The sequence below is a fragment of the Halapricum hydrolyticum genome (assembly GCF_025517535.1).
Classification (GTDB): Archaea; Halobacteriota; Halobacteria; order Halobacteriales; family Haloarculaceae; genus Halapricum; species Halapricum hydrolyticum.
This window is the reverse complement of sequence record NZ_JAOPKC010000004.1, coordinates 163,426-182,170: the sequence shown is the minus strand read 5'-3', so window position 1 is coordinate 182,170 and position 18,745 is coordinate 163,426. Positions and strand designations below refer to the sequence as shown.

Sequence of the window (18,745 nt, the reverse complement as noted above, 5' to 3'; positions counted from 1 at the left end):
GATCTCCTCGGTCGAGTCTGACGCTGGCCCGAGCGTACAGACGATTTTCGCGTTACGCATCGCTGTACCCCTCCGCGTCCGCCGAAAACCAGTCGTCGAATCTGTTGTACATCGTCCGTAACTGGACGCGCCTGGGATATGAAACCCCAGAGCCCTTCCCACCGTATTGAAAGAGCAGAGCGTCGAACATTGCCAAAGAGACGACCGGAAGGGGCCACGTCGCGATAGACGGCCCCGAAAGTCTCGAAACCATTGAATGGTATCAGATGGTATAGAGAGGAAGACTTATGTGAGTGGCGGGGGTATGCTACAATGACTGATGACAGACGAGGACGACAGTTTCCCGTGGCCGCCGGCGATGTTTCAGGAAGCGAGCGAACAGGCGATCGAGCAGCAGCAGGAATTCCTTCGCTCGATGATGGGCGGTGGGACGTCCGGGCTGGACATGAATCAGCTCGGTGCGATGAGCCAGTTGGCGACGTTCAAGACTCGCGTGCAGAGCGGCGGCCGGATCTCGATCCCGGACGCCGAACGCGAGGCCCTGGACATCGAAGAAGGCGACATCGTCCAGGCCGTCGTCCTCCCAGTCAAACGCAACCGGAGTGAGTAATCATGGCAGACTACACGACACCCGTCACGACCGCATTCGAATTCCAGCGACGCACGATCGAACAGGGACAGACCGCCCTCAAGCAGGGCGTACAGTTCCAGCAGCGCGTCGGGCAAGCGATGCTCGACAGTGTGGAGAGCCAGGCGTCGGCCCAGCGCCGCGGCGTCGAACTGAGCCAGACGGCGATCCACAGCTACCTCGACGCCGTCGAATCGTCCGTCCCCGGCATGGACGTGCCCGTCGACGAGATCCGCACGGCAGTCGACGAGCAGTTCGAGTTCCTGCTGGAGAACCACGACGAGGCGTTCGACACGCTGCAGGCAGAGGTCAGCGACGGCTACGACACCTACGACGAGATGACCGAAGAGATGTTCGACGCACTGGACGAGCAGCTGTCGATGCTCGTCGAGGCCCACGAGGACCTCGAAACCCAGTCCGTCGACGCCGTCGAGGAGATGGCGTCCCAGGCCGAAGCGGTCCAGCAGCAGGTCCAGGACGTTCAGGAGCAGGCCACCGAGACGGTCCAGGACGTTCAGGAGCAGGCCGTCGAGGCCGGCGACGCCTGATAGGGCGGCAGTTATTTCTTTCGCCGAAGCGATACAATACACATGAGCAACGATAGCGACACCGCTGACAGTATGGACGAGTGGAACCAGATGGTCGACGAGATGAACGAGGCGCTCGCCGAGTCGTTCGACCAGAGCATGCAAGCACAGACCGCGTTCATGGAGTCCTGGAACGACGTGTTTTCCGACTCCACACCTGACGACGAAACGCTCGCCGAGGGGATCGAAGGTTACAGCGAGGCCTACGAGGTCTGGATGGACGCCGCCGAGCAGATGTTCGAGCGCTCGATGGACGCAAGCCAGGGAGAGGAGGTCGATGTCACGGAGTTCCGCGACATCTGGCTCCAGTCGGCAAACAAGGCGTTCAAGGAAGTAATGGAGACGAGCGCGTTCGCGGCCGCGAACGGACAGCTCATCGAGTCGATGCTCGAACTCCGCCAGGAGTCCGACGACGTCACCCAGGAGTCGCTCGCCGAACTCGGATTCGCCACGCGCGACGACGTCGTCGAAGTCGGCGAGCGGCTCGTCGAACTCGAGCGACGCCAGCAGGATATCGAAGACAAGCTCGATCGCGTCCTCGACGCACTCGAGGAGTGAGCGTCATGTTCAACCCAATGCGACCAGTGATCGACGCGCAACGCCAGGGGTTCGAAAAGCTAACCGAGTCCGTCGAGACGGCCGGCGTCCTCGACGACCGGCTCGAAACGATGGAGGAGGTCGACGTCGGTGGGACACCCGCCGACGTGGTCTACAAGGAGAACAAGCTCGAACTCCTCCACTACGATCCCGAGGCGGCGGGCATCGACGTGCCCGAAGAAGAGCGTGAAGACGTCCCGATCCTCGTCGTCTACGCGCTCATCAACAGGCCCTACATCCTCGATCTCCAGCCCAATCGGTCGGTCGTCCGCCGGTTGCTCGAGGCCGGCCACGACGTCTACTTGATCGACTGGAACGAGCCTTCGCGTCTCGATCAGCACCTCACGCTTGCCGACTACGTCAACCGATACATCGACAACTGCGTGGACGTCGTCCGCGAACGCTCCGGGCAGGAGCAGATCAACATCCTCGGCTACTGCATGGGCGGGACGATGAGTACGATGTACACGGCGCTGCACGCCGAAAAGGTCAACTCGCTCGGACTGATGGCCACCGGTCTGTACTTCGAGGAAACCGGCGGCGTCCTCGAACGCTGGGGCGACGAGGAGTATTACGATCCCTCGGCCGTGATCGAGGCCTTCGGCAACGTCCCAGCGGAGTTCCTCGACGAGGGATTCGCACTGATGGATCCCGTTCAGAATTACGTCACGAAGTACATCCAGTTCTTCGAGAACCTCGACAACGAGGCGTTCGTGAAGAACTTCGCCCGGATGGAACAGTGGCTCGAGGAAGGAGTCGACGTCGCCGGCGCGACCTACGAACAGTTCCTGAAGGACATCTATCAGGACAACAAGCTCTACAACAACGAGCTCGAACTCGATAGCGAACACGTCGACATCGAGAACATCGACATGCCCGTCCTCCAGATTCTGGGCGAATACGACCACCTCGTCCCGCCGTCGGCGAGCAAGCCGTTCAACGACGTCATCCCCAGCGAGGACACCCGTATCATCGAGTATCCGACGGGACACGTCGGGCTTGCCGTCTCCTCGAGCACCCACGAGGACGTCTGGCCCGAGGTCGCCAGGTGGTTCAGCGAGCGCTCTCAGGACGAGCAGGAAGCCGACGAGGAAAGTACGGCTGAGGAAGAGAGTGCAGACGAGACGGCCGACGAGGCGGCTGCAGACGAGACGGCCGACGAGGCGGCTGCAGACGAGACGGCCGACGAGGCGGCTGCAGACGAGACGGCAGCCCCCGATATCGAGACCGTCAACGGTATCGGCCCAACCTATGCCGATCGTCTTCGTGCGGCCGGCATCGAAACGGCCGGAGACCTGGCTGAGGCAGATCCCGAGGCGGTCGCCGAGGCCGCCGACGCGCCGCTCAGCCGCGTCGAAGACTGGTTCGAACAGGTCGCGTGATCGGACCGTTGTGACCTCCCGGGCGGCGATTCTCGGACCGGCGACAGCCGGACAGTGCGACAACACTCCGGACGACTCATCGTGATTGCGTAACGACGTGTGGAGGGTCGCCCACCGGAAGATCGGTCTTTCTCGCTTCGCTCACTCTATCGGTTGCACGTAGTCGACCTGCTTCGGTCGGAACTCCGTGTCGCGGTAGAACCGGCGCGCGCCCTCGTTGTGCCACTCGCAGGAGACCTTGAGATGGTCGCAACCTCGGTCGCGAGCGATTTCCTTCACGCGCTCGACGACGTCTGTGCCGTGACCTCGGTTCCGGTGGTCGTCGTCGATGACGAGGTTCACGATGCGGAGATAGTGCGAGTGCTTCCGGGAAGGATGGTGGCCCTCCCGGAGCGTGACAAAACCGATAGTCACCTCCTCGTGGACGACGAGGTAGTCAGTGACCGTCTCGTCGTCGAGATGGGCACGGAAGCCATCATCAGCGACTTCGTCGACACTCGCGTCGGAGAGGTCGTTCAGTTCGTCGTGCGCTTCTATCGCTTTTGCGAGAGCATACCAGCGGGTGACGAGCGCGTCGAGGTCTTCGACGGTCGCTTCGACGAGTTCCATACGGCAACTCCCGGGTGCTCATTCTTGAAACCACGCCGTGTGTGCTAACGACGGTCACTGGCGTGCGGAGCGGTATCCGATCCGGGACGCGCGAACCCGCTGTATTACCGTGTCGGTACGTCAACTACCCCGCCCTACTCCCTCGGTCGCTGAGGCGACCTCGGTCCTTGAGGGCGGGGCTTCCACCTGGGTGGTGGTTTCGGCCCGCGCCCCCGTGCATGAACGGGGCTGGTTGCACCGCGACGGTTCACGAGCGGGGAACCATTCCGTTCCTCGCTCGTTACTCCACTATCCCGTGAGTGGGATGCGAGGGAACGCCCAACGTGGGTGGTCACGTCACGCCTATTTAATTGGCGGTGACCTCCACTCGAACCCGATACGGGTACGGAGAAGCCTGCCACCATAGTCGGTGGCAGGCTGGCACGCTCGTTTCGACGGTCCCGTCTTGAGGGGCCGGTTGACTGGCGGCCCGTACCAACCGAGACTTCTGCCCGATTAGCACTATTATACAGTTGGATCAGACGGGATAAAAACGCTTCGAAACCACGGCCAGTCGTAGGGAGAGTGGTTGTCCAAAGCCAGGGGTCATGCGGTCGAGAATACGTGTCGCTCGCTCGGCCGAAGGCATCCCCTCGAGCGCCGTGGGGACTACTCGCTCGAACGAAGGGAAATCAGGACGAATAGTTAGAAGAAGGGAGATCGGAACGAATAGTCAGAGAGAAACCGACAGTTAGCCTTCGATCTCGACGTCGACGGCCTCGGTGGCCTGCTGCTGGACGTCCTGGATCTGTGCCTGGATCTCCTCGGTCTGGTCTTTGAAGTCCTCGAACAGATCGGCCATCTGCTCGGTGACATCGACGGACTGGGTTTCGAGTTCTTCGTGGGCCTCGGCGAACATCTCGACCTGCTCCTCCAGCGTGTCGACGTAGTCCGCAGAGAGCTCGTCGTAGGTGTCGATCCCGTCGGCGACTCCCGTCTCGATGCTCTCGAAGACCTGTTCGTGGTTCTCCAACAGGAAGTCGATCTGCTCGTCGACCATCTCACGCAGCTGCTCGACGGCCTGTTCCGAGCCGGGGACGGTCTCCTCGACGGCGTCGAAGTAGCTGTGGAACATCGTCCTGGTCAGTTCGACGCCGCGGCGCTGGGCCGACGCCTGGCTCTCCACACTGTCGAGCATCGCTTGCCCGACGCGCTGCTGGAACTCGAGGCTTTGCTCGAAGGCCTTCTGTCCGTTCTCGATCGTGCGTCGCTGGAATTCGAATGCGGTCGTAACCGGGGTCGTGTATGTGTCGTTCATTGGTATCATCTTCGTTGAGTCGTTCTTCGTCGTCTCTATCTCCACATAGCCCCTTCAGACTGATAAAGATTGCGCTCATTACCATTCAATGGCGTCAAATACCATTTGATGTCATAGACAACAGATCCGCCGAATATCGAGAAGACTCTCGTTACCCGGACTTCCGGTTGCTGCCCGTCTCTGGTTCGTCGACTGCTCTCAGACGATGACGACGCGGTCGTCGTCGCGTCGCAGCTGTCGGGTGACTGTTCCCTCACGCAGTTCGTGTGTCTCGCCGCGCTTGCCGAGCATGACGAGATCGGCCCCGACCTCGTCTGCGTGTTCTTTGATCATCTCGGCCGGCTCGCCGTGAACACAGGTCGTCTCGACGGGGACGCCGCGCGTTCGAGCGGCCGCGGCGACCGCCGCAAGCACGTTCCGACCTCGCTCCTCCGCTTCGGTGACCAGGATCTCGGCGCTACTCAGGGCTGGCTCGCCGAGATCGTCGGTGTTGACGACGTACAGGGCGTGTAGCGCTGCGTCTTCCCGCTCGGCCAGCGCGATCGCGTGTGCGGCCGCGCGCTGTGCGTGTTCGCTCCCATCCGTCGGAACCAGAATCGTCTCGATCATCATGGTAGAAATATAGCGTCGCCAACACGAAATAACGCGCCAACAGTTCCCATGCACTGATAAAATTGCCGCCGTGACCGCCTAAGACTACTACTGAGCCGAGAGGGCTACTCCAGCAGACTCTCGCCAGTCATCTCCGCGGGCGCGTCGATGGCCATGAGTTCGAGCATCGTCGGCGCGATGTCCGCGAGGGTCCCGCCACCGCGCACCGAGCGACCGCCGTCAGTGCCCGCGTCGTCGAGGTAGATGATCGGGACGTCGTTGAGCGTGTGGGCCGTGTGGGGGTCGTCTTCAGTGCCCAGGTCGTCTGCGTTGCCGTGGTCAGCGGTGATCAGCAGGTCGCCGCCGGCGTCCATGACTGCCTCGGCGAGACGACCCAGCTGCTCGTCGACCGCCTCGACGGCCGCGATCGTGGCGTCGAAATCGCCGGTGTGGCCGACCATGTCCGGGTTCGCGTAATTGAGAACCATCATGTCGGGGTCCTCACCTTCGATGTATTCGAGGGCGGTGTCGGTCACCTCCTCGCAGGACATCTCGGGCTGGAGGTCGTAGGTCGGCACGTCCGGGCTCTTGACGATCTCGCGCATCTCGCCCTCGAACTCGATCTCCCGGCCGCCGTTGAGGAAGTACGTGACGTGGGGGTACTTCTCGGATTCCGCGAGCCGGAGCTGGGTCTTGCCGGCCTCGGAGACGACCTCGCCGATGGTGTTGACGGGCTGGTTGGGCCCGTAGGCCACCGGCACGTCGAAGGTCTTGTCGTACTGAGTCATCGTGACGTAGTACGTCTCCGGCGGCTCGAGGTCGTACTCCCAGTCCCCGGGCCGGATGTTGTTGAGCATCCGGGTGAGCTGGCGGGCTCGATCCGACCGGAAGTTGAAGAAGATCACGGCGTCGCCGCCCTCGAGGGCTTCGCCACTCTCGATCGTCGTCGGTTCGATGAACTCGTCCGTCGTATCGCGCTCGTAGGACTCGGTGGCCGCCTCGACTGCGGTCTCGGCGTGATAATCGCCCTCACGCGAGACGATGGCGTCGTAGGCGCGCTTGGTGCGCTCCCAGTTCTGGTCGCGGTCCATCGCGTAGTACCGGCCAGTCACGGTCGCGACGTCGCCGGTGCCGTTCTCGTCGATGACCTCCTGCAGCTCTGTCAGGTACCCCTCGCCGCCGGTCGGCGAGGTGTCCCGGCCGTCCATGAACGCGTGGGTGACCGCCTCGACGCCGCGGTCGGCGGCCATCTCGATCAGCGCGTGCAGGTGGGTCTGTCGGGAGTGGACCCCGCCGTCGGAGACGAGCCCGAGGAAGTGGACCTTCCCGTCGTGTTCGTCGGCATAATCCATCGCCGCGACGAGTTCGTCGTTCTCGAAGAAGCTCCCGTCCTCGATGTCGTCGGTGATCCGGGTGGTGTCCTGCTTGACTACCCGTCCCGCGCCGATGTTCAGGTGGCCGACCTCGGAGTTGCCCATCTGGCCCTCGGGGAGGCCGACACGTCGGCCCGAGACTTCCAGGCGGTTGTGTGCGCCTGCGTCCCAGTATTTGTCGAAGTTCGGCGTGTCCGCGGCGCGCACGGCGTCGCGGGCGGTTTCGTCGTCGTTCAGTCCCCAGCCGTCGAGAATTACGAGTCCGACGTCCATGCGAGAAAAGTTGACTCGCCAGCGTAATAGTTCTTCATATCTTGCCGGAAGTCTGGAGACCGAAAACCTCAACGAACGTACAGCCGACAGTATGAAGGGGGATATTTGTGGATGGGTGTCGTCGGCTGAAGCATGGCGACCATCCTGTCGGATACGCTGGCCGAAGAACTCGTTTCGATCGCGCGCACGGCGACCGGTGACAGCCTGCGGTCGGTGACGTACTTCAGCCGGTCGGACTTCGAGCAGCTATATCTCCGCAGCGACCTCGAACGCGACGCCGATCTCGACACGTTCGTCGGCCACGAGTGGCGCGGGTACCGGGAGACAAACAACGCCTACCAGACGACTGAGACCGAACTGGGGGCCCACCGATACACCATCCGAGCGTTCGAGAACGGCTATCTCTTGCGAGTCGGCACCGAACGCGCGGGTGTCCTCCTGACGACCGACGACGTCACCATGCAGGAGTTCGAGGAGATCGCCGAGGCGGTCAGCCGCAGCCTCGAAGACCACTCCGAGTCGAGCGAGCACGATACGTAGTGTTCGTCGACAGTCAGCTCGTCGATGGGTTCGAGTCGCTTCTCCGCGGCGATAGCTATCACCACGTCTATCTCACTTACTTCGCTGCCTCGAACGACCTGGTCTCGTTCCGGAACGCCTTCTTCGAGGACGTCGGGCTCACAGGCTCGCAGATGGGGTTGCTCGTCGCCGGCGGGCTGGTCGCCCAGCCGGTGTGGGGCGTGCTCGCTGATCGATTCAGTTGCTCTCCGGTGCGGGCGTGGCCCTGTTCGCAGCAGTGCACATGACCCACCGGTACGCGCCGACGACGCTGGCCGCGACCGACCAGGTCCTTCTGACGTCGGTCGGGATGGGTCTCGGCCGGGTCGTCGTCCGCTCGGCTCCGGCTGGGCGGTCAGTGCCGCGGGCGCCCGGACGCTGCATCTCCTCCTGGCCGGGGCCACGGCGCTCGCGACTGTCGCGAGCCTGGGATTCCAGCCGGCGCTGTCCGCGTTCCTCGAACCGCGATAGCCCGGTCTATCTCGACTTCTGGGCCAGCGACCGCCGCCGTTTTTGTGCCGTCCCCCGAAAGGGGAGCCATGACGCTCGACCCGGTGCACATCGAGGGGATCGCACGACTCGCGGGCCAGCTCGGACGGGGTGTGAGCGACACCGACCACCAGGGACTGGCCGAGACGGTCTGGGAGAAGTTTCTCGACCCGCTGTACGCCGACGGCGATCCCGTGCTCGAACCGCTGGGCGAGCAGCGCCGCCGGGTGATCGATCTGGAGGACGCCGCGCTCGCGGCGTCGCCGTTCGACACCCAGCACGGGCTGGACTCGGGGACGATCAACCCCACGACGTTCAAGAACGGGCTGGTGCTGGACGTCGCCCAGGCCGCGATGAGCGCCGTCCCGTCGGACCTGGACCTGCATCGCGGCCGGACTGTGGTCGTCAGCGCCCACACCAACGACGCGACTGTCAACCTGGGGGGCGAGTGGCTGGCCTACGACGAGGGATACACCCGCCAGCGGATCGTGCAGGTCCCGCGGGTCGATCGGTACGCCCAGACGGTCGTCCACGCGCTGGCGCTGTATCTCGCCGAGAGCCACCACGCGCAGTTGCAGGCCGACGTGGTCGAAGACCTGCTGATCCTCGACGGGCCGATCTACCCGACGGGGCTGTTGAAGTGGGCCGACCGCCATCCCGAACTGGCGACGCTGCTTCGCGATCACGAGCGCCCGCGCAGCGTGATTCAGAACTACGTCGAGCTGGTCGAGACGTTCGTCGACCGGGACGTACCGCTGGTCGGGTTCGTCAAAAACAGCGCGAGCAACGCCATCACGCGGGTCGTCCGGTCCGAGACCAACGCCCCGTGGGCCAACGACGCGGCGTTTTTCACGCAGGTACTGGCCCGCCGTGACGACGGCGGCGATCTCCGGACGGACGCGCTGACCTGCACGAACTGGTTCCGGTCGCGGCTCGGGACCGACCGGCCGCTCTCGACGCAAGGCGACGGCCTGGGACTGGATATGGACCTCGATCGCGAGGCCTACGAGGTGACCTTTTTCGTCGTCTACGATCCCCGCCTGGACGTGACCTACCGGATCGAAGCTCCCTACGCCATCACGCGAGACGAGGAGACCCGAGAGCAGTTGACACGCCATCTGCTCGGTGAAATCGCCGCCGAGCAGGGCCCGCCGCTACCCGTGGCCAAGGCCGACGAACTCGCCCGGATCGATCGCGAGGGCAAGGAGATGCTCCGGCAGACGATCGAACGACAGTTCGACAGCGAACGCCAGCGCCAGTACAACGACGAGCGGTGGGGCGTCTCGCTCGACGTCGACGGCGGCCTCTAGCGATCGCACTGCCGGCCGACGCCAGCGGGCATATCCCGAGCTACGCCGACGAATACATTCTCGGCCGACGCCAGCGGGCATATCTCGAGCTACGCCGGCGGGAATGTTCTCAGACTACGCCGGCGGCATCCGGAGCGCGCGACGACCGGCGTCCCAGACGAGCGCGACGCCGACCGAACACGCGATCGCGGCGGTGAGATCGATCACCTGGAACGTCGCCACGCCGGACAGCGCCTGCCCAGTCTCGACGAGGGCAGCGAGCACGATCACGAACACTGACACAGCGAGTGGGGAGATCCCCGCGGGCTCTGCGGTCGGTGCGAGTGCATAGAGGAGGGACAGCGTCAACACCCCGTACGCAACCCCCTCGACCCACGTTCGCTCGTCGAGTCCGAACGGATCCGGACGCGTGACTGCCGCCTCCGGCCGCCAGAACGCCGCCACCAGGACGAGTCCGACGACCGTGGCGACGATGAGCCACCAGACGACCCCCGGGACGTACGTCTCCTCGGCAGACATGTCAATATATGATACAGCAACCCTCTTAACGGTATCCTGGGGTCGAGTTACTGCTGTCACGACGACAGACAGTCCTGTCGGCCAGGTACTGGTTTGCTCGCCGTCGACGACCAGTGATTCGCCGTTGACGTAGGCTCATGTCGCTGGCCAGGTGAACGGCAGCGTCGGCGGCGTCCTCGATGCCGGTTCCGGGCGTCGCCCGAACGCAAGCCTTAGTGACGTACTCCCCGGAGAGACGGGTAATGCGCGACGCGTTCGAAGTCCGGACCTACGACGGGGCGGCCCGAATCGGCGAGTTGCACGTGCCACGGGCCGACGTCACCGTCGAGACACCTGCGCTCATGCCGGTGGTCAATCCGCACGTCCAGACGATCGAGCCCGCCCGGCTCGAAGCGGAGTTCGGCGCGGAGATCCTGATCACCAACAGCTACATCCTCCACGGTAGCGACGACCTCCGCGAGGACGCCCTCAAACAGGGTCTGCACGACCTGCTCGACTTCTCGGGGGCGATCGTGACCGATTCGGGATCGTTCCAGCTGGCCGAATACGGGGAGATCGACGTGACGACCACCGAGATCCTCGAGTTCCAGCGCGAGATCGGCAGCGACGTCGGGACGCCGGTCGACATCCCGACTCCACCGGACGTCGAGCGCGAGCAGGCCGAACGGGAACTGGCGACGACCCGGCAACGTCTGGAGATCGCCGCGGACCTCGACGTCGGCGAGATGCTGGTCAACGCGCCGATCCAGGGGTCGACCTATCGCGATCTTCGGACAGAGGCCGCCGAGCACGCCTACGGGACGAGCCTGGACGTCTTCCCGATCGGCGCGGTCGTCCCGCTGTTGAACAACTATCGATACGCCGACGTCGCCGAGATCGTCGGTGCGGTCAAGCGTGGCCTCGGCGGGGACGCGCCGGTCCACCTGTTCGGGGCGGGCCACCCGATGATGTTCGCCCTGGCGGTCGCGATGGGCTGTGACCTGTTCGATTCGGCTGCCTACGCGCTGTACGCCCGTGACGAGCGCTATCTGACGGTCCGGGGCACCGAACATCTCGACGAACTGGAGTACTTCCCGTGTGAGTGTCCGATCTGTAGCGAGCACACGCCAGAAGAACTCCGAGAGATGGACGACGACCGCTCCGAACGGTTGCTCGCCGAGCACAACCTGCACGTCTCCTTCGGCGAGATGCGCCGGGTGAAACAGGCCGTCCGCCGCGGGAACCTCTTCGAGCTGGTCGAGACGCGGGCGCGCAACCACCCGACGATGCTGGACGGCTACCGGACCCTGCTGGACGACGCCGACCGGCTGGAGGCGAGCGATCCCGCGACGAAAGACGCCTTCTTCCACGTCTCGACCGAGAGCGCACGCCGACCCGAGGTCCGCCGTCACCACCAGCGACTCAAGCGGTTCGACCTCGACGGTGAGATACTGCTGGCGAGCGACCGGGACGCCCTCGACGAGACGTTCGACGAGAGCTGGACCGTCACCCCGCCGTTCGGCCCGTACCCGCCGGCGCTCGCGGAGGCCTATCCGCTGACCGCAGAGGTACCCGAACGGTTCGAACGCCAGGCCTACGCGGCCGCCGCCGAGGGAATCCGGTGGCTCGTCGCGGCCAATCCCGACGCGACGTTCACCGTGGCGCTGTGGGACTGGCCGGCGGACGTGCTCGCGGACCTCCCCGACGCTGTCGAGCGTGCCGACGTCTCCGGGCACGGATAGGAGCATCCCGGCACGGACGTGTTGCATATCGGCACTGCCAGGCACAGACGCGAGACGCCGGTACTGACGGCCAGTGGCGCCGGGTGCTCGTTTGTCCGGTGGGTCAGCGACCCCACCCGGTCGAAGCGCAAGTCGTCACGTTGATTCGATTCCCCGTAGATAGGTGCGACTGTGAGCAGCACCGTCGAGATTATCACAGTCGTCACGACCATCGCCGGACTAGGTGTTGGCTCGAAGATTCTCGCTGACAGGCTGCAAGTCCCGAGTGTCCTCTTTTTGATCCTCACGGGCATCGTCGTCGGCCCGGAGGGAATCGGGCTCGTGACGCCGGCGGTCTTCGGCGGGGCAAGCGGCGCGCTGCCGGCGATCGTCGGACTCAGCGTCGCGATCATCGTCTTCGAGGGGGCGTTCTCGCTCGAGGCCGAACGGCTGCGAGAGGCACCCCGGGTGACGCTCCGGCTCGTCACGGTCGGGGCGGTCGTCACGCTCGTCGGAACGACAGTCGTCGTCCATTATCTCCTGGGGGCGGCGTGGGACGTCTCGCTGCTGGTCGGATCGTTGCTGGTCGCGACTGGCCCGACGGTCATCACGCCGATCATGGACGTCGTGATGGTCCGCGAGCGGGTCGCTTCGGCGCTGGAGACGGAAGGCGTCGTCAACGACGTGACGGCGGCGATCCTCGCGGTCGTCACCTTCGAGTACGTCGTTCTCAGCCGTCGCGGCGTCGAGCGAGTTGTCAGCGGGTTCCTGTTGCAGTTCGGGACTGGCATCGCGGTCGGGATCGTCGTCGCGCTACTCGCGTGGGTCGTCCTCCGACGACTGGGGCGCTCGGACAACGGGCCACAGAACGCTCGGCTGATCGTGCTCGTCACCGCGCTGATCGCCTACGGGGCCGCTGAGTCCTCGTACACGTTGCTCTTCTCCGGGATCGTCGGAACCGGGCACTCCGAAGCCGGGATCGCCGCGGTCGCGGCCGGCGGGTTCGTCCTCGGGAACCTCGACATCCCCTACCGGGAGGCGGTCGAGCAGTTCAAGGGCGACGTGACGCTGCTGGTCAACTCCTTCGTGTTCATTACGCTTGCCTCGCTGCTGTCGTTGAGCGACCTCCAGACGCTCGGGCTGGCCGGCCTGGCGGCGGCGGTCCTCATCGCGGCAGCCATCCGGCCGCTCGCGGTGATGCTCTGTACGGTCGGGGACACCTTCTCGTTGCGGGAACGGGCGTTCATGAGTGCGATGGGGCCACGCGGGATCATCCCCGCGTCGGTCGCGACGCTTTTCGCACTGGAACTGAACGCACAGAGCCCGGCAGCGCAGAACCCCGAAGCGACGACGCTCGTCGGGATGGTGTTTCTCGTCATCGTCCTGACCGTCGTGTTTGAAGGCGGTGGCGCACGACACATCGCACAGGCACTGAACGTGATTCCCAAGCGAGTGCTCATCGTCGGCGGTGGTCGAATCGGGCAGGAACTGGCGGACCGACTCGAAGATCGGGACGAAGAAGTCGTGATCGTCGACTCGGACCCGGACGTCGTCGAGCGACTCCGGGGCAGTGGATACACCGTTCGACAGGGAGATGCGACCGACAGGGGCACGCTCGAGGACGCGGGCATCGAAAACGCCAAGATCGTCGCCGTCGCGACGGGTGACGACGACGTCAACATGCTGGTCAGTCAACTGGCGAAAAACCGATTCGACGTGGAGCGCGTCATCGCCCGGGTGAACGAGCCGACGAACACCGACGCGTTCGAGGATCTCGACGTCGAGACGGTGCCGAGTTGGCGCTCGGTTGCGTGGTCGATGGACAACTTCATCGAGCGGCCTGCCATCGCCCGCTGGATGACGGAACTCGACGAAACCGGCGACGTACAGGAGATCGAAGTCACGGACAGCGACCGCGTCGGGATGACGGTCGCGCAGCTCTCCGCGGAACTCCCGGACGGCGCGCATCTCGCCCTCGTCAGCCGTGACGGAAACAGCCAGCTACCACACCCCGATCAGGAGATCGAAAGAGGCGACCATCTCACCTTCATTGGGCGGCCGGAACCGGTACAGCAAGCCGTCAGGCTCTGCGAACAGTAAGGCACGATCGTCTGCAGTCACTCTTCGGACGCGGTGACGGTCTTGAGAATCTCGGGCGCTTGCGCGAGCGCGTCGTCCAGCTTCTCGGCGTCGGGGCCGCCGCCCTGTGCGAAGTCCGGCGGGCCGCCACCGCCGCCGCCGACGCGCCCCGCGAGTTCGCCGACGACCTGCCCGGCGTCGACCTCGACGCCGTCGGGGACGCCCACGACGAACGTCGCGCCGTCGGCTCCCGAGCCCAGGACGGCGATCGAGCCCTGTTCGACGATGGCGTTGGCCTGCGCCCGGAGTTCGTCCATGTCGGCGTCGATCCGCTGGATCACCGCGGTGATGCCGGCGACCTCGATCTCTTCGGCGTCGGCGCCGCCGCCCGCCCGGGCCTCGGCGAGTTGCTCTTTGAGGTCCTCGATCTCCTTGCCGCGTGCCTTCCACTCCTCGAAGAACCGCTCGGCGGTTTCCGGCACTTCCTCGGGATTGACGTCCAGCACGTCGGCGGCCTCGTAGAGCGCGTCCTCAGTCCGCTGGGTGGCGTCGATGGCCGCGTCGCCGGCCGCGAACGTGATCCGGATGACGCCGTCCTGGATGCGCTCGGTGTTCTGGATCTTGATCGCGCCGATGTCGCCGGTCCGGGCGACGTGTGTGCCACCGCAAGCCTGGACGTCCTCGCTGACTTTGATGATCCGGATCTGTTCGCCCGGCGGGATCCCGCCCTGGTAGAGGTCGAATCCGTGCTCGTCTTCGGCCTCGTGGCGGTCGGGCCAGTCCTGCGTGACCGGGACGTTCTCCATGACGAGTTCGTTGGCGCGGTGTTCGATCTCTTTGACCTGCTCGCGGGTGATCGACTCGTAGTGGCGGATGTCGATCCGCGCGGACCCGGTTCCCTTCTGGGCCCCGGCCTGGCGGACGTGTTCACCCAGCACCTGCCGGGCGCTGTGGATGACGACGTGAGTCGCCGTGTGGTGACGCATGAGCCGGCGGCGGCGCGTCGCGTCGATCTGGCCGCGGACGAACTCACCTTTTCCGGGGTCGTCGGTCGCCGTGTGGACGATCACGCCGTCGGAGATCTGCGTGTCGACGACCTCGGCCGTGACGTCGTCGGTCGAGAGCGTGCCGTGGTCCGGCGGCTGGCCACCGCCCTCGGGATAGAACATCGTCTGATCGAGCACCACGTCGTAGTTGCCGTCCTCCCGATCGAACACCTCGAGCACCATCGCCTCGAAGTCGGTGCGCTGCTGGTCCTCGTAGTAGAGCCGATCCGTCTCCGGCAACTCGGCCAGCCGATCGTCGTAGGGCATCCCCGAGTCCTCGCGTGCGGTCTCGTCGCCCTCTTCGTGGCGATCGGCCACCAGCGCGTAGAAGTCGTCTGGCGTCTCGACCGCGACGTCGTGTTCGTCGGCGATCTCCTCGACCATGTCGGGCTGGATCCCGTGGGAGTCGTACAGTTCGATCAGTTCGTCCTCGGGGATCGGTTCGCCGGAGTCGGCGTACGCCTCGGCCAGCTGGCGGACGCGTCGGCCCCCACGATCGAGCGTCTCGCGGTACTTCTCGACCTCCGTACGGACGATGTCGCGAATCGTGTCCCGGTTGGTATATCCGAGCCGCTCGGCCTGCATATCGACGAGTTCGTCGAGTGGCGCGTCGACGCCGACCGTATCGACCAGTCGCTTCGTACGGCGCAGTACCATCCGGGCGAGATAGCCCGTCCCGACGTTGCTGGGGACGATCCCGTCGCCCAGCATGTACGCCAGCGTCCGGGAGTGATCGGCGATGGCGTAGATCGTCTCCAGCGGTTCGACCAGCTCGCGCAGGCGGTCGACGTCGACGCCCAGCCGATCCGCGATCTCCCCGCGAGCGGCCTCAACGTCGTCGACGTCGTCGATGTCGAGGTTGCCCGACAGCCGGGCGGCGTCGTTGACGATCGCTCGTTCCTCGTCGGTGTAGTCGATGCCCGCGTTGTCGGTGAGGAAGTCGATCATCTCCGGATAGACGGCCTCGTAGACGGTCGGCGTCCCCTGTGAGACCCAGGTCCACCGCTCGAGACCGTAGCCGGTGTCGACGATGTAGGTGTCCATCTCCGAGTAGGTGTTTCCGTCTTTCATCTCGTAGTCGCCGTCGGGATCCTGCTCGAACTGCATGAAGACGAGCGTCGCCAGTTCCGCACCCTTGTAGATGACCTCGAAGGCGGGGCCGGCGTTGCCACCGCCGACCCACGGATCCTCGATGAGTGTGAGTTCCTCGAGATCGGCACCCAGTTCCTCGAACAGCCCCATGCAGTACTCGACGGTCTCCTCTTTCCAGTAGACCTCGCCCTCGTAGGCGTACTCGTCGACGTCCTCTTTGGCGTTGAACGCGTGGTGGGCCATCATCTCGAAGGCCATGGTGTGCCGTCCCGTCTTGCCCACGTTGTCGATGTCCTGCATGCGGATGCAGGGCTGGCTGATACACAGCGGGTTCGCCGGCGGCGGCGTCTCGCCCGACGTGACCAGCGGCTGGAAGTCGTAAATCGACGCCTGCGTGAGCAAGACGTCGTCGCGCCAGCGATTGGCGGCGACGGGATAGGGCTCGATCCGCGTATGATCGCGGTCCTCGAAGTACGAGAGGAACGCCTCGCGCATCTCCCCCAGGTCGAGTTCCGACTCGAATCCGGGGTCGTCGATGAAGCTGTACTCGTCACACGGCGGCTCCCCGCAGGTCTCCCGATCGGCATCGAGCGTCCAGAAGTGATCCCCACACTCCGAACACTCCTTGCGATGGAACCCGTGCTCGTCGAAATACTCGAGCCGGTATTCCTCGGTGAGGTCGCTCATTAGCGTACTCTTGCCCGGTCCGCGCCTAAATCAGTTCCGTTGGCGTCCCACGACGCGATAGAGTAACCGATACCAATTTCAGTTCGTGCGTCCGGGATACACAATCGCTTAATCGTTAATACTGTTCCACGCCTGTGGTAATACATGAGCCGTATCACGAGGAGACGCTACCTCGCCGCCGGGGGCGTCGCTGCTCTCGCCGGCTGTGGGTCCGTCAACGACGGGTACGGGAACTACGACCCCGACGGGGTATCCGCCGACGGAGCCGGGACGACAGGGGCGGCGGACTCGACCGGCTGTGCCGAGCCGATCGAGAGGACGGACGCGGGCCAGCAGCCGCCAGCAGTCCCCTCCGCCAGCGAACGGTTGCCGCTGCCGCGATCCCCGTCGGCACTCCGGCAGGAGGCGCGCTCCGGCGGGCCACCCAAAGACGGTATTCCCTCGATCGACGATCCGTCGTTCGCGAACGCGGGTTCGGTCGGGTTCCTCTCCGAGGGCGATCCAGTGTTCGGGATCGTCCGCGACGACGTCGCGAAGGCCTACCCCCAGAAGGTTCTCGTCCACCACGAGATCGTCAACGACACCGTCGGCGACCAGTCGCTCGCGGTCACGTACTGCCCGCTGACCGGAACGGTGCTGGGGTTCGACCGCGGCGAGACGACCTTCGGCGTCTCCGGGCGGCTCATCAACAACAACCTCGTGATGTACGACCGCGTGAGCGAAGCCTGGTGGCCCCAGGTGCTGGCGACGGCGATCCCGGGACCGTGGAACGAGGACCCGCCGACGGTATCCCTCCGGGAGGTCCGGCTGGTCTGGACGAGCTGGGAGCGGTGGCGAACCCACCATCCGGAGACGCGGGTCCTGACGACCGACACGGGATACGCGCGCAACTACGGCCGAGACCCGTACGGCTCGTACAACCCACCGAGCGGGCACTACAAGGGAGGATCGACGCCGTTCGCCCGGCTCAATCCGGACGACCGGTTTCACCCCAAGCGAGTGTTCATCGGCGCCCGGACGCCGGCCGGGGCCGTCGCTTTCGGCAAGGAAGCCCTGCTCGAGGCGGGCGTGATGACGGGGCGACTCTGTGAGACGCCCACCCTCGCCGTCGCCGACCCGCGGCTCGAAACGGGGTACGTCTATCTGAACCCCGAGCGACGCGAGTTCGACCACGACGGAGCGACAGTCACTGCCGCGGACGGAACCGACTACCGACCCGAGAACCTGCCGCTACAGCGGATCCACGCGTTCGACGCCATGTGGTTCGCCTGGAGCGGCTTCTACCCCTGGACGAGCGTCCATGTCTGAAACCGCCACTCCGAGAACAGCAGTCGAATCCACGTTCGCGCGGACGCGGGCCGGGATCGATCTGACCGTCCGACGGCGGGACGGGAGGAGCGTCCTCCTCGCGACGACGGTCGGTTATCTAGTGATCTACCTCTGGGCGATCGGCCATCTCGTACCCGGACTGGGCGGGTACGACGTGTTCGTCGTCGCCGATCCGCTCGGGCGGCTCTTCCAGCCCGCGCTCGGGCCGCTGTCGTTCGAACCGGTCGCGCGCGTCCGGATCGGCCCGCTGACGTACCTGTTCTCGTTCAACACCGTCCTGGGCCTCGGCGTGGCCCTGCTGGTCGGGCTGAATCTGGCGGTGACGACGGTCGCCTGGCGACAGCCCGCCTCGTGTGGAGTCGGCGAATCCTCGGCACCGTTGCTGGCGGGCGTTCCGGCCGTCCTCTCGGGAAGCGCCTGCTGTGGCCCGATCGTGCTCATCGCGTTCGGCATCCAGGCGTCGAGTACGCTCCTGACGGCGTTCCAGTTCCTGCTTCCCGTGTCAGTCCTGCTGTTGGTGGGGACGCTGCTCGTCGTCGTCCGGCAGTTCGAACCGGAAGCGATCGAGTAACCGCCGGACACGGACAGTCGAGAAAGAG

The 18,745-nt window shown here is 64.9% G+C and carries 17 protein-coding genes; 11 read left to right on the top strand and 6 right to left on the bottom strand.

What is annotated here, in order from left to right; genetic code table 11:
- The first annotated feature begins 319 nt into the window (after nucleotides 1–319).
- The 4 genes from OB916_RS06590 to phaC are packed head-to-tail and all read left to right on the top strand — an operon-like array spanning nucleotide 320 to nucleotide 3,194.
- Entirely contained in the window at nucleotides 320–610 is a 291-nt protein-coding gene (locus OB916_RS06590; RefSeq protein ID WP_315908494.1) for an AbrB/MazE/SpoVT family DNA-binding domain-containing protein, read from the top strand.
- A gap of 2 nt (nucleotides 611–612) precedes the next feature.
- Nucleotides 613–1,176, top strand: a complete 564-nt coding sequence (locus OB916_RS06585; protein ID WP_315908493.1) for a hypothetical protein — start codon at nucleotides 613–615, stop codon at nucleotides 1,174–1,176.
- Between the two features lie 42 nt (nucleotides 1,177–1,218).
- Complete coding sequence (locus tag OB916_RS06580) at nucleotides 1,219–1,773, top strand: poly(R)-hydroxyalkanoic acid synthase subunit PhaE (protein WP_315908492.1); 555 nt, start codon at nucleotides 1,219–1,221, stop codon at nucleotides 1,771–1,773.
- Nucleotides 1,774–1,778: 5 nt separating this feature from the next.
- Nucleotides 1,779–3,194: a class III poly(R)-hydroxyalkanoic acid synthase subunit PhaC gene (gene phaC, locus OB916_RS06575; RefSeq protein ID WP_315908491.1), complete on the top strand. Its 1,416-nt coding sequence runs from the start codon at nucleotides 1,779–1,781 to the stop codon at nucleotides 3,192–3,194.
- Nucleotides 3,195–3,335: 141 nt separating this feature from the next.
- On the opposite strand, the gene OB916_RS06570 is transcribed toward phaC, so the two are convergent.
- From OB916_RS06570 to gpmI, 4 genes are all read right to left on the bottom strand, one after another.
- Nucleotides 3,336–3,803, bottom strand: coding sequence for a GNAT family N-acetyltransferase (locus OB916_RS06570; RefSeq protein WP_315908490.1), 468 nt, complete (start codon nucleotides 3,801–3,803; stop codon nucleotides 3,336–3,338).
- 730 nt (nucleotides 3,804–4,533) lie between these two features.
- Nucleotides 4,534–5,100, bottom strand: a complete 567-nt coding sequence (locus OB916_RS06565) for a hypothetical protein (protein ID WP_315908489.1) — start codon at nucleotides 5,098–5,100, stop codon at nucleotides 4,534–4,536.
- A 198-nt stretch (nucleotides 5,101–5,298) separates the two neighbouring features.
- On the bottom strand, nucleotides 5,299–5,712 hold the full coding sequence (locus tag OB916_RS06560) for a universal stress protein (protein ID WP_315908488.1): 414 nt from the start codon (nucleotides 5,710–5,712) through the stop codon (nucleotides 5,299–5,301).
- A gap of 104 nt (nucleotides 5,713–5,816) precedes the next feature.
- On the bottom strand, nucleotides 5,817–7,337 hold the full coding sequence (gpmI, locus tag OB916_RS06555) for a 2,3-bisphosphoglycerate-independent phosphoglycerate mutase (RefSeq protein ID WP_315908487.1): 1,521 nt from the start codon (nucleotides 7,335–7,337) through the stop codon (nucleotides 5,817–5,819).
- Nucleotides 7,338–7,469: 132 nt separating this feature from the next.
- Between gpmI and OB916_RS06550 the strand changes: the two genes are divergently transcribed.
- From OB916_RS06550 to OB916_RS06540, 3 genes are all read left to right on the top strand, one after another.
- Nucleotides 7,470–7,877 (top strand): DUF7522 family protein, encoded by a 408-nt coding sequence (locus tag OB916_RS06550; protein WP_315908486.1) that lies wholly within the window; start codon nucleotides 7,470–7,472, stop codon nucleotides 7,875–7,877.
- Nucleotides 7,877–8,143, top strand: coding sequence for a hypothetical protein (locus tag OB916_RS06545; RefSeq protein ID WP_315908485.1), 267 nt, complete (start codon nucleotides 7,877–7,879; stop codon nucleotides 8,141–8,143). Before OB916_RS06550 ends, OB916_RS06545 begins: the two co-directional genes overlap by 1 nt.
- Before the next feature lie 291 nt (nucleotides 8,144–8,434).
- Nucleotides 8,435–9,694, top strand: coding sequence for a DNA double-strand break repair nuclease NurA (locus tag OB916_RS06540; protein ID WP_315908484.1), 1,260 nt, complete (start codon nucleotides 8,435–8,437; stop codon nucleotides 9,692–9,694).
- A 114-nt stretch (nucleotides 9,695–9,808) separates the two neighbouring features.
- On the opposite strand, the gene OB916_RS06535 is transcribed toward OB916_RS06540, so the two are convergent.
- Nucleotides 9,809–10,213 (bottom strand): hypothetical protein, encoded by a 405-nt coding sequence (locus tag OB916_RS06535; protein ID WP_315908483.1) that lies wholly within the window; start codon nucleotides 10,211–10,213, stop codon nucleotides 9,809–9,811.
- A gap of 242 nt (nucleotides 10,214–10,455) precedes the next feature.
- Between OB916_RS06535 and tgtA the strand changes: the two genes are divergently transcribed.
- Nucleotides 10,456–11,934, top strand: a complete 1,479-nt coding sequence (tgtA, locus tag OB916_RS06530) for a tRNA guanosine(15) transglycosylase TgtA (RefSeq protein ID WP_315908482.1) — start codon at nucleotides 10,456–10,458, stop codon at nucleotides 11,932–11,934.
- Between the two features lie 171 nt (nucleotides 11,935–12,105).
- The gene (locus OB916_RS06525; RefSeq protein WP_315908481.1) at nucleotides 12,106–14,013 is read left to right on the top strand and encodes a cation:proton antiporter domain-containing protein; all 1,908 of its coding nucleotides are present in this window, start codon (nucleotides 12,106–12,108) and stop codon (nucleotides 14,011–14,013) included.
- A gap of 17 nt (nucleotides 14,014–14,030) precedes the next feature.
- Here the strand turns inward: OB916_RS06525 and alaS are convergent, their stop codons facing one another.
- On the bottom strand, nucleotides 14,031–16,817 hold the full coding sequence (alaS, locus tag OB916_RS06520) for an alanine--tRNA ligase (RefSeq protein WP_315908480.1): 2,787 nt from the start codon (nucleotides 16,815–16,817) through the stop codon (nucleotides 14,031–14,033).
- Between the two features lie 144 nt (nucleotides 16,818–16,961).
- Here alaS and OB916_RS06515 point away from each other — a divergent pair, with 144 nt between their 5' ends.
- Together OB916_RS06515 and OB916_RS06510 are read left to right on the top strand one after the other, a co-directional pair.
- Nucleotides 16,962–18,125: a DUF3179 domain-containing protein gene (locus OB916_RS06515; RefSeq protein WP_315908479.1), complete on the top strand. Its 1,164-nt coding sequence runs from the start codon at nucleotides 16,962–16,964 to the stop codon at nucleotides 18,123–18,125.
- Nucleotides 18,118–18,717, top strand: coding sequence for a hypothetical protein (locus OB916_RS06510; RefSeq protein WP_315908478.1), 600 nt, complete (start codon nucleotides 18,118–18,120; stop codon nucleotides 18,715–18,717). Before OB916_RS06515 ends, OB916_RS06510 begins: the two co-directional genes overlap by 8 nt.
- The last annotated feature ends 28 nt before the right edge of the window (nucleotides 18,718–18,745 follow it).

Excerpts from the sequence above, each read along its gene's own strand:
- OB916_RS06590 (WP_315908494.1), top strand. The coding sequence starts at position 320 with ATGACAGACGAGGACGACAGTTTCCCGTGGCCGCCGGCGATGTTTCAG.
- OB916_RS06585 (WP_315908493.1), top strand. The coding sequence starts at position 613 with ATGGCAGACTACACGACACCCGTCACGACCGCATTCGAATTCCAGCGA.
- OB916_RS06580 (WP_315908492.1), top strand. The coding sequence starts at position 1,219 with ATGAGCAACGATAGCGACACCGCTGACAGTATGGACGAGTGGAACCAG.
- phaC (WP_315908491.1), top strand. The coding sequence starts at position 1,779 with ATGTTCAACCCAATGCGACCAGTGATCGACGCGCAACGCCAGGGGTTC.
- OB916_RS06570 (WP_315908490.1), bottom strand. The coding sequence starts at position 3,803 with ATGGAACTCGTCGAAGCGACCGTCGAAGACCTCGACGCGCTCGTCACC.
- OB916_RS06565 (WP_315908489.1), bottom strand. The coding sequence starts at position 5,100 with ATGAACGACACATACACGACCCCGGTTACGACCGCATTCGAATTCCAG.
- OB916_RS06560 (WP_315908488.1), bottom strand. The coding sequence starts at position 5,712 with ATGATGATCGAGACGATTCTGGTTCCGACGGATGGGAGCGAACACGCA.
- gpmI (WP_315908487.1), bottom strand. The coding sequence starts at position 7,337 with ATGGACGTCGGACTCGTAATTCTCGACGGCTGGGGACTGAACGACGAC.
- OB916_RS06550 (WP_315908486.1), top strand. The coding sequence starts at position 7,470 with ATGGCGACCATCCTGTCGGATACGCTGGCCGAAGAACTCGTTTCGATC.
- OB916_RS06540 (WP_315908484.1), top strand. The coding sequence starts at position 8,435 with ATGACGCTCGACCCGGTGCACATCGAGGGGATCGCACGACTCGCGGGC.
- OB916_RS06535 (WP_315908483.1), bottom strand. The coding sequence starts at position 10,213 with ATGTCTGCCGAGGAGACGTACGTCCCGGGGGTCGTCTGGTGGCTCATC.
- tgtA (WP_315908482.1), top strand. The coding sequence starts at position 10,456 with ATGCGCGACGCGTTCGAAGTCCGGACCTACGACGGGGCGGCCCGAATC.
- alaS (WP_315908480.1), bottom strand. The coding sequence starts at position 16,817 with ATGAGCGACCTCACCGAGGAATACCGGCTCGAGTATTTCGACGAGCAC.
- OB916_RS06515 (WP_315908479.1), top strand. The coding sequence starts at position 16,962 with ATGAGCCGTATCACGAGGAGACGCTACCTCGCCGCCGGGGGCGTCGCT.
- OB916_RS06510 (WP_315908478.1), top strand. The coding sequence starts at position 18,118 with ATGTCTGAAACCGCCACTCCGAGAACAGCAGTCGAATCCACGTTCGCG.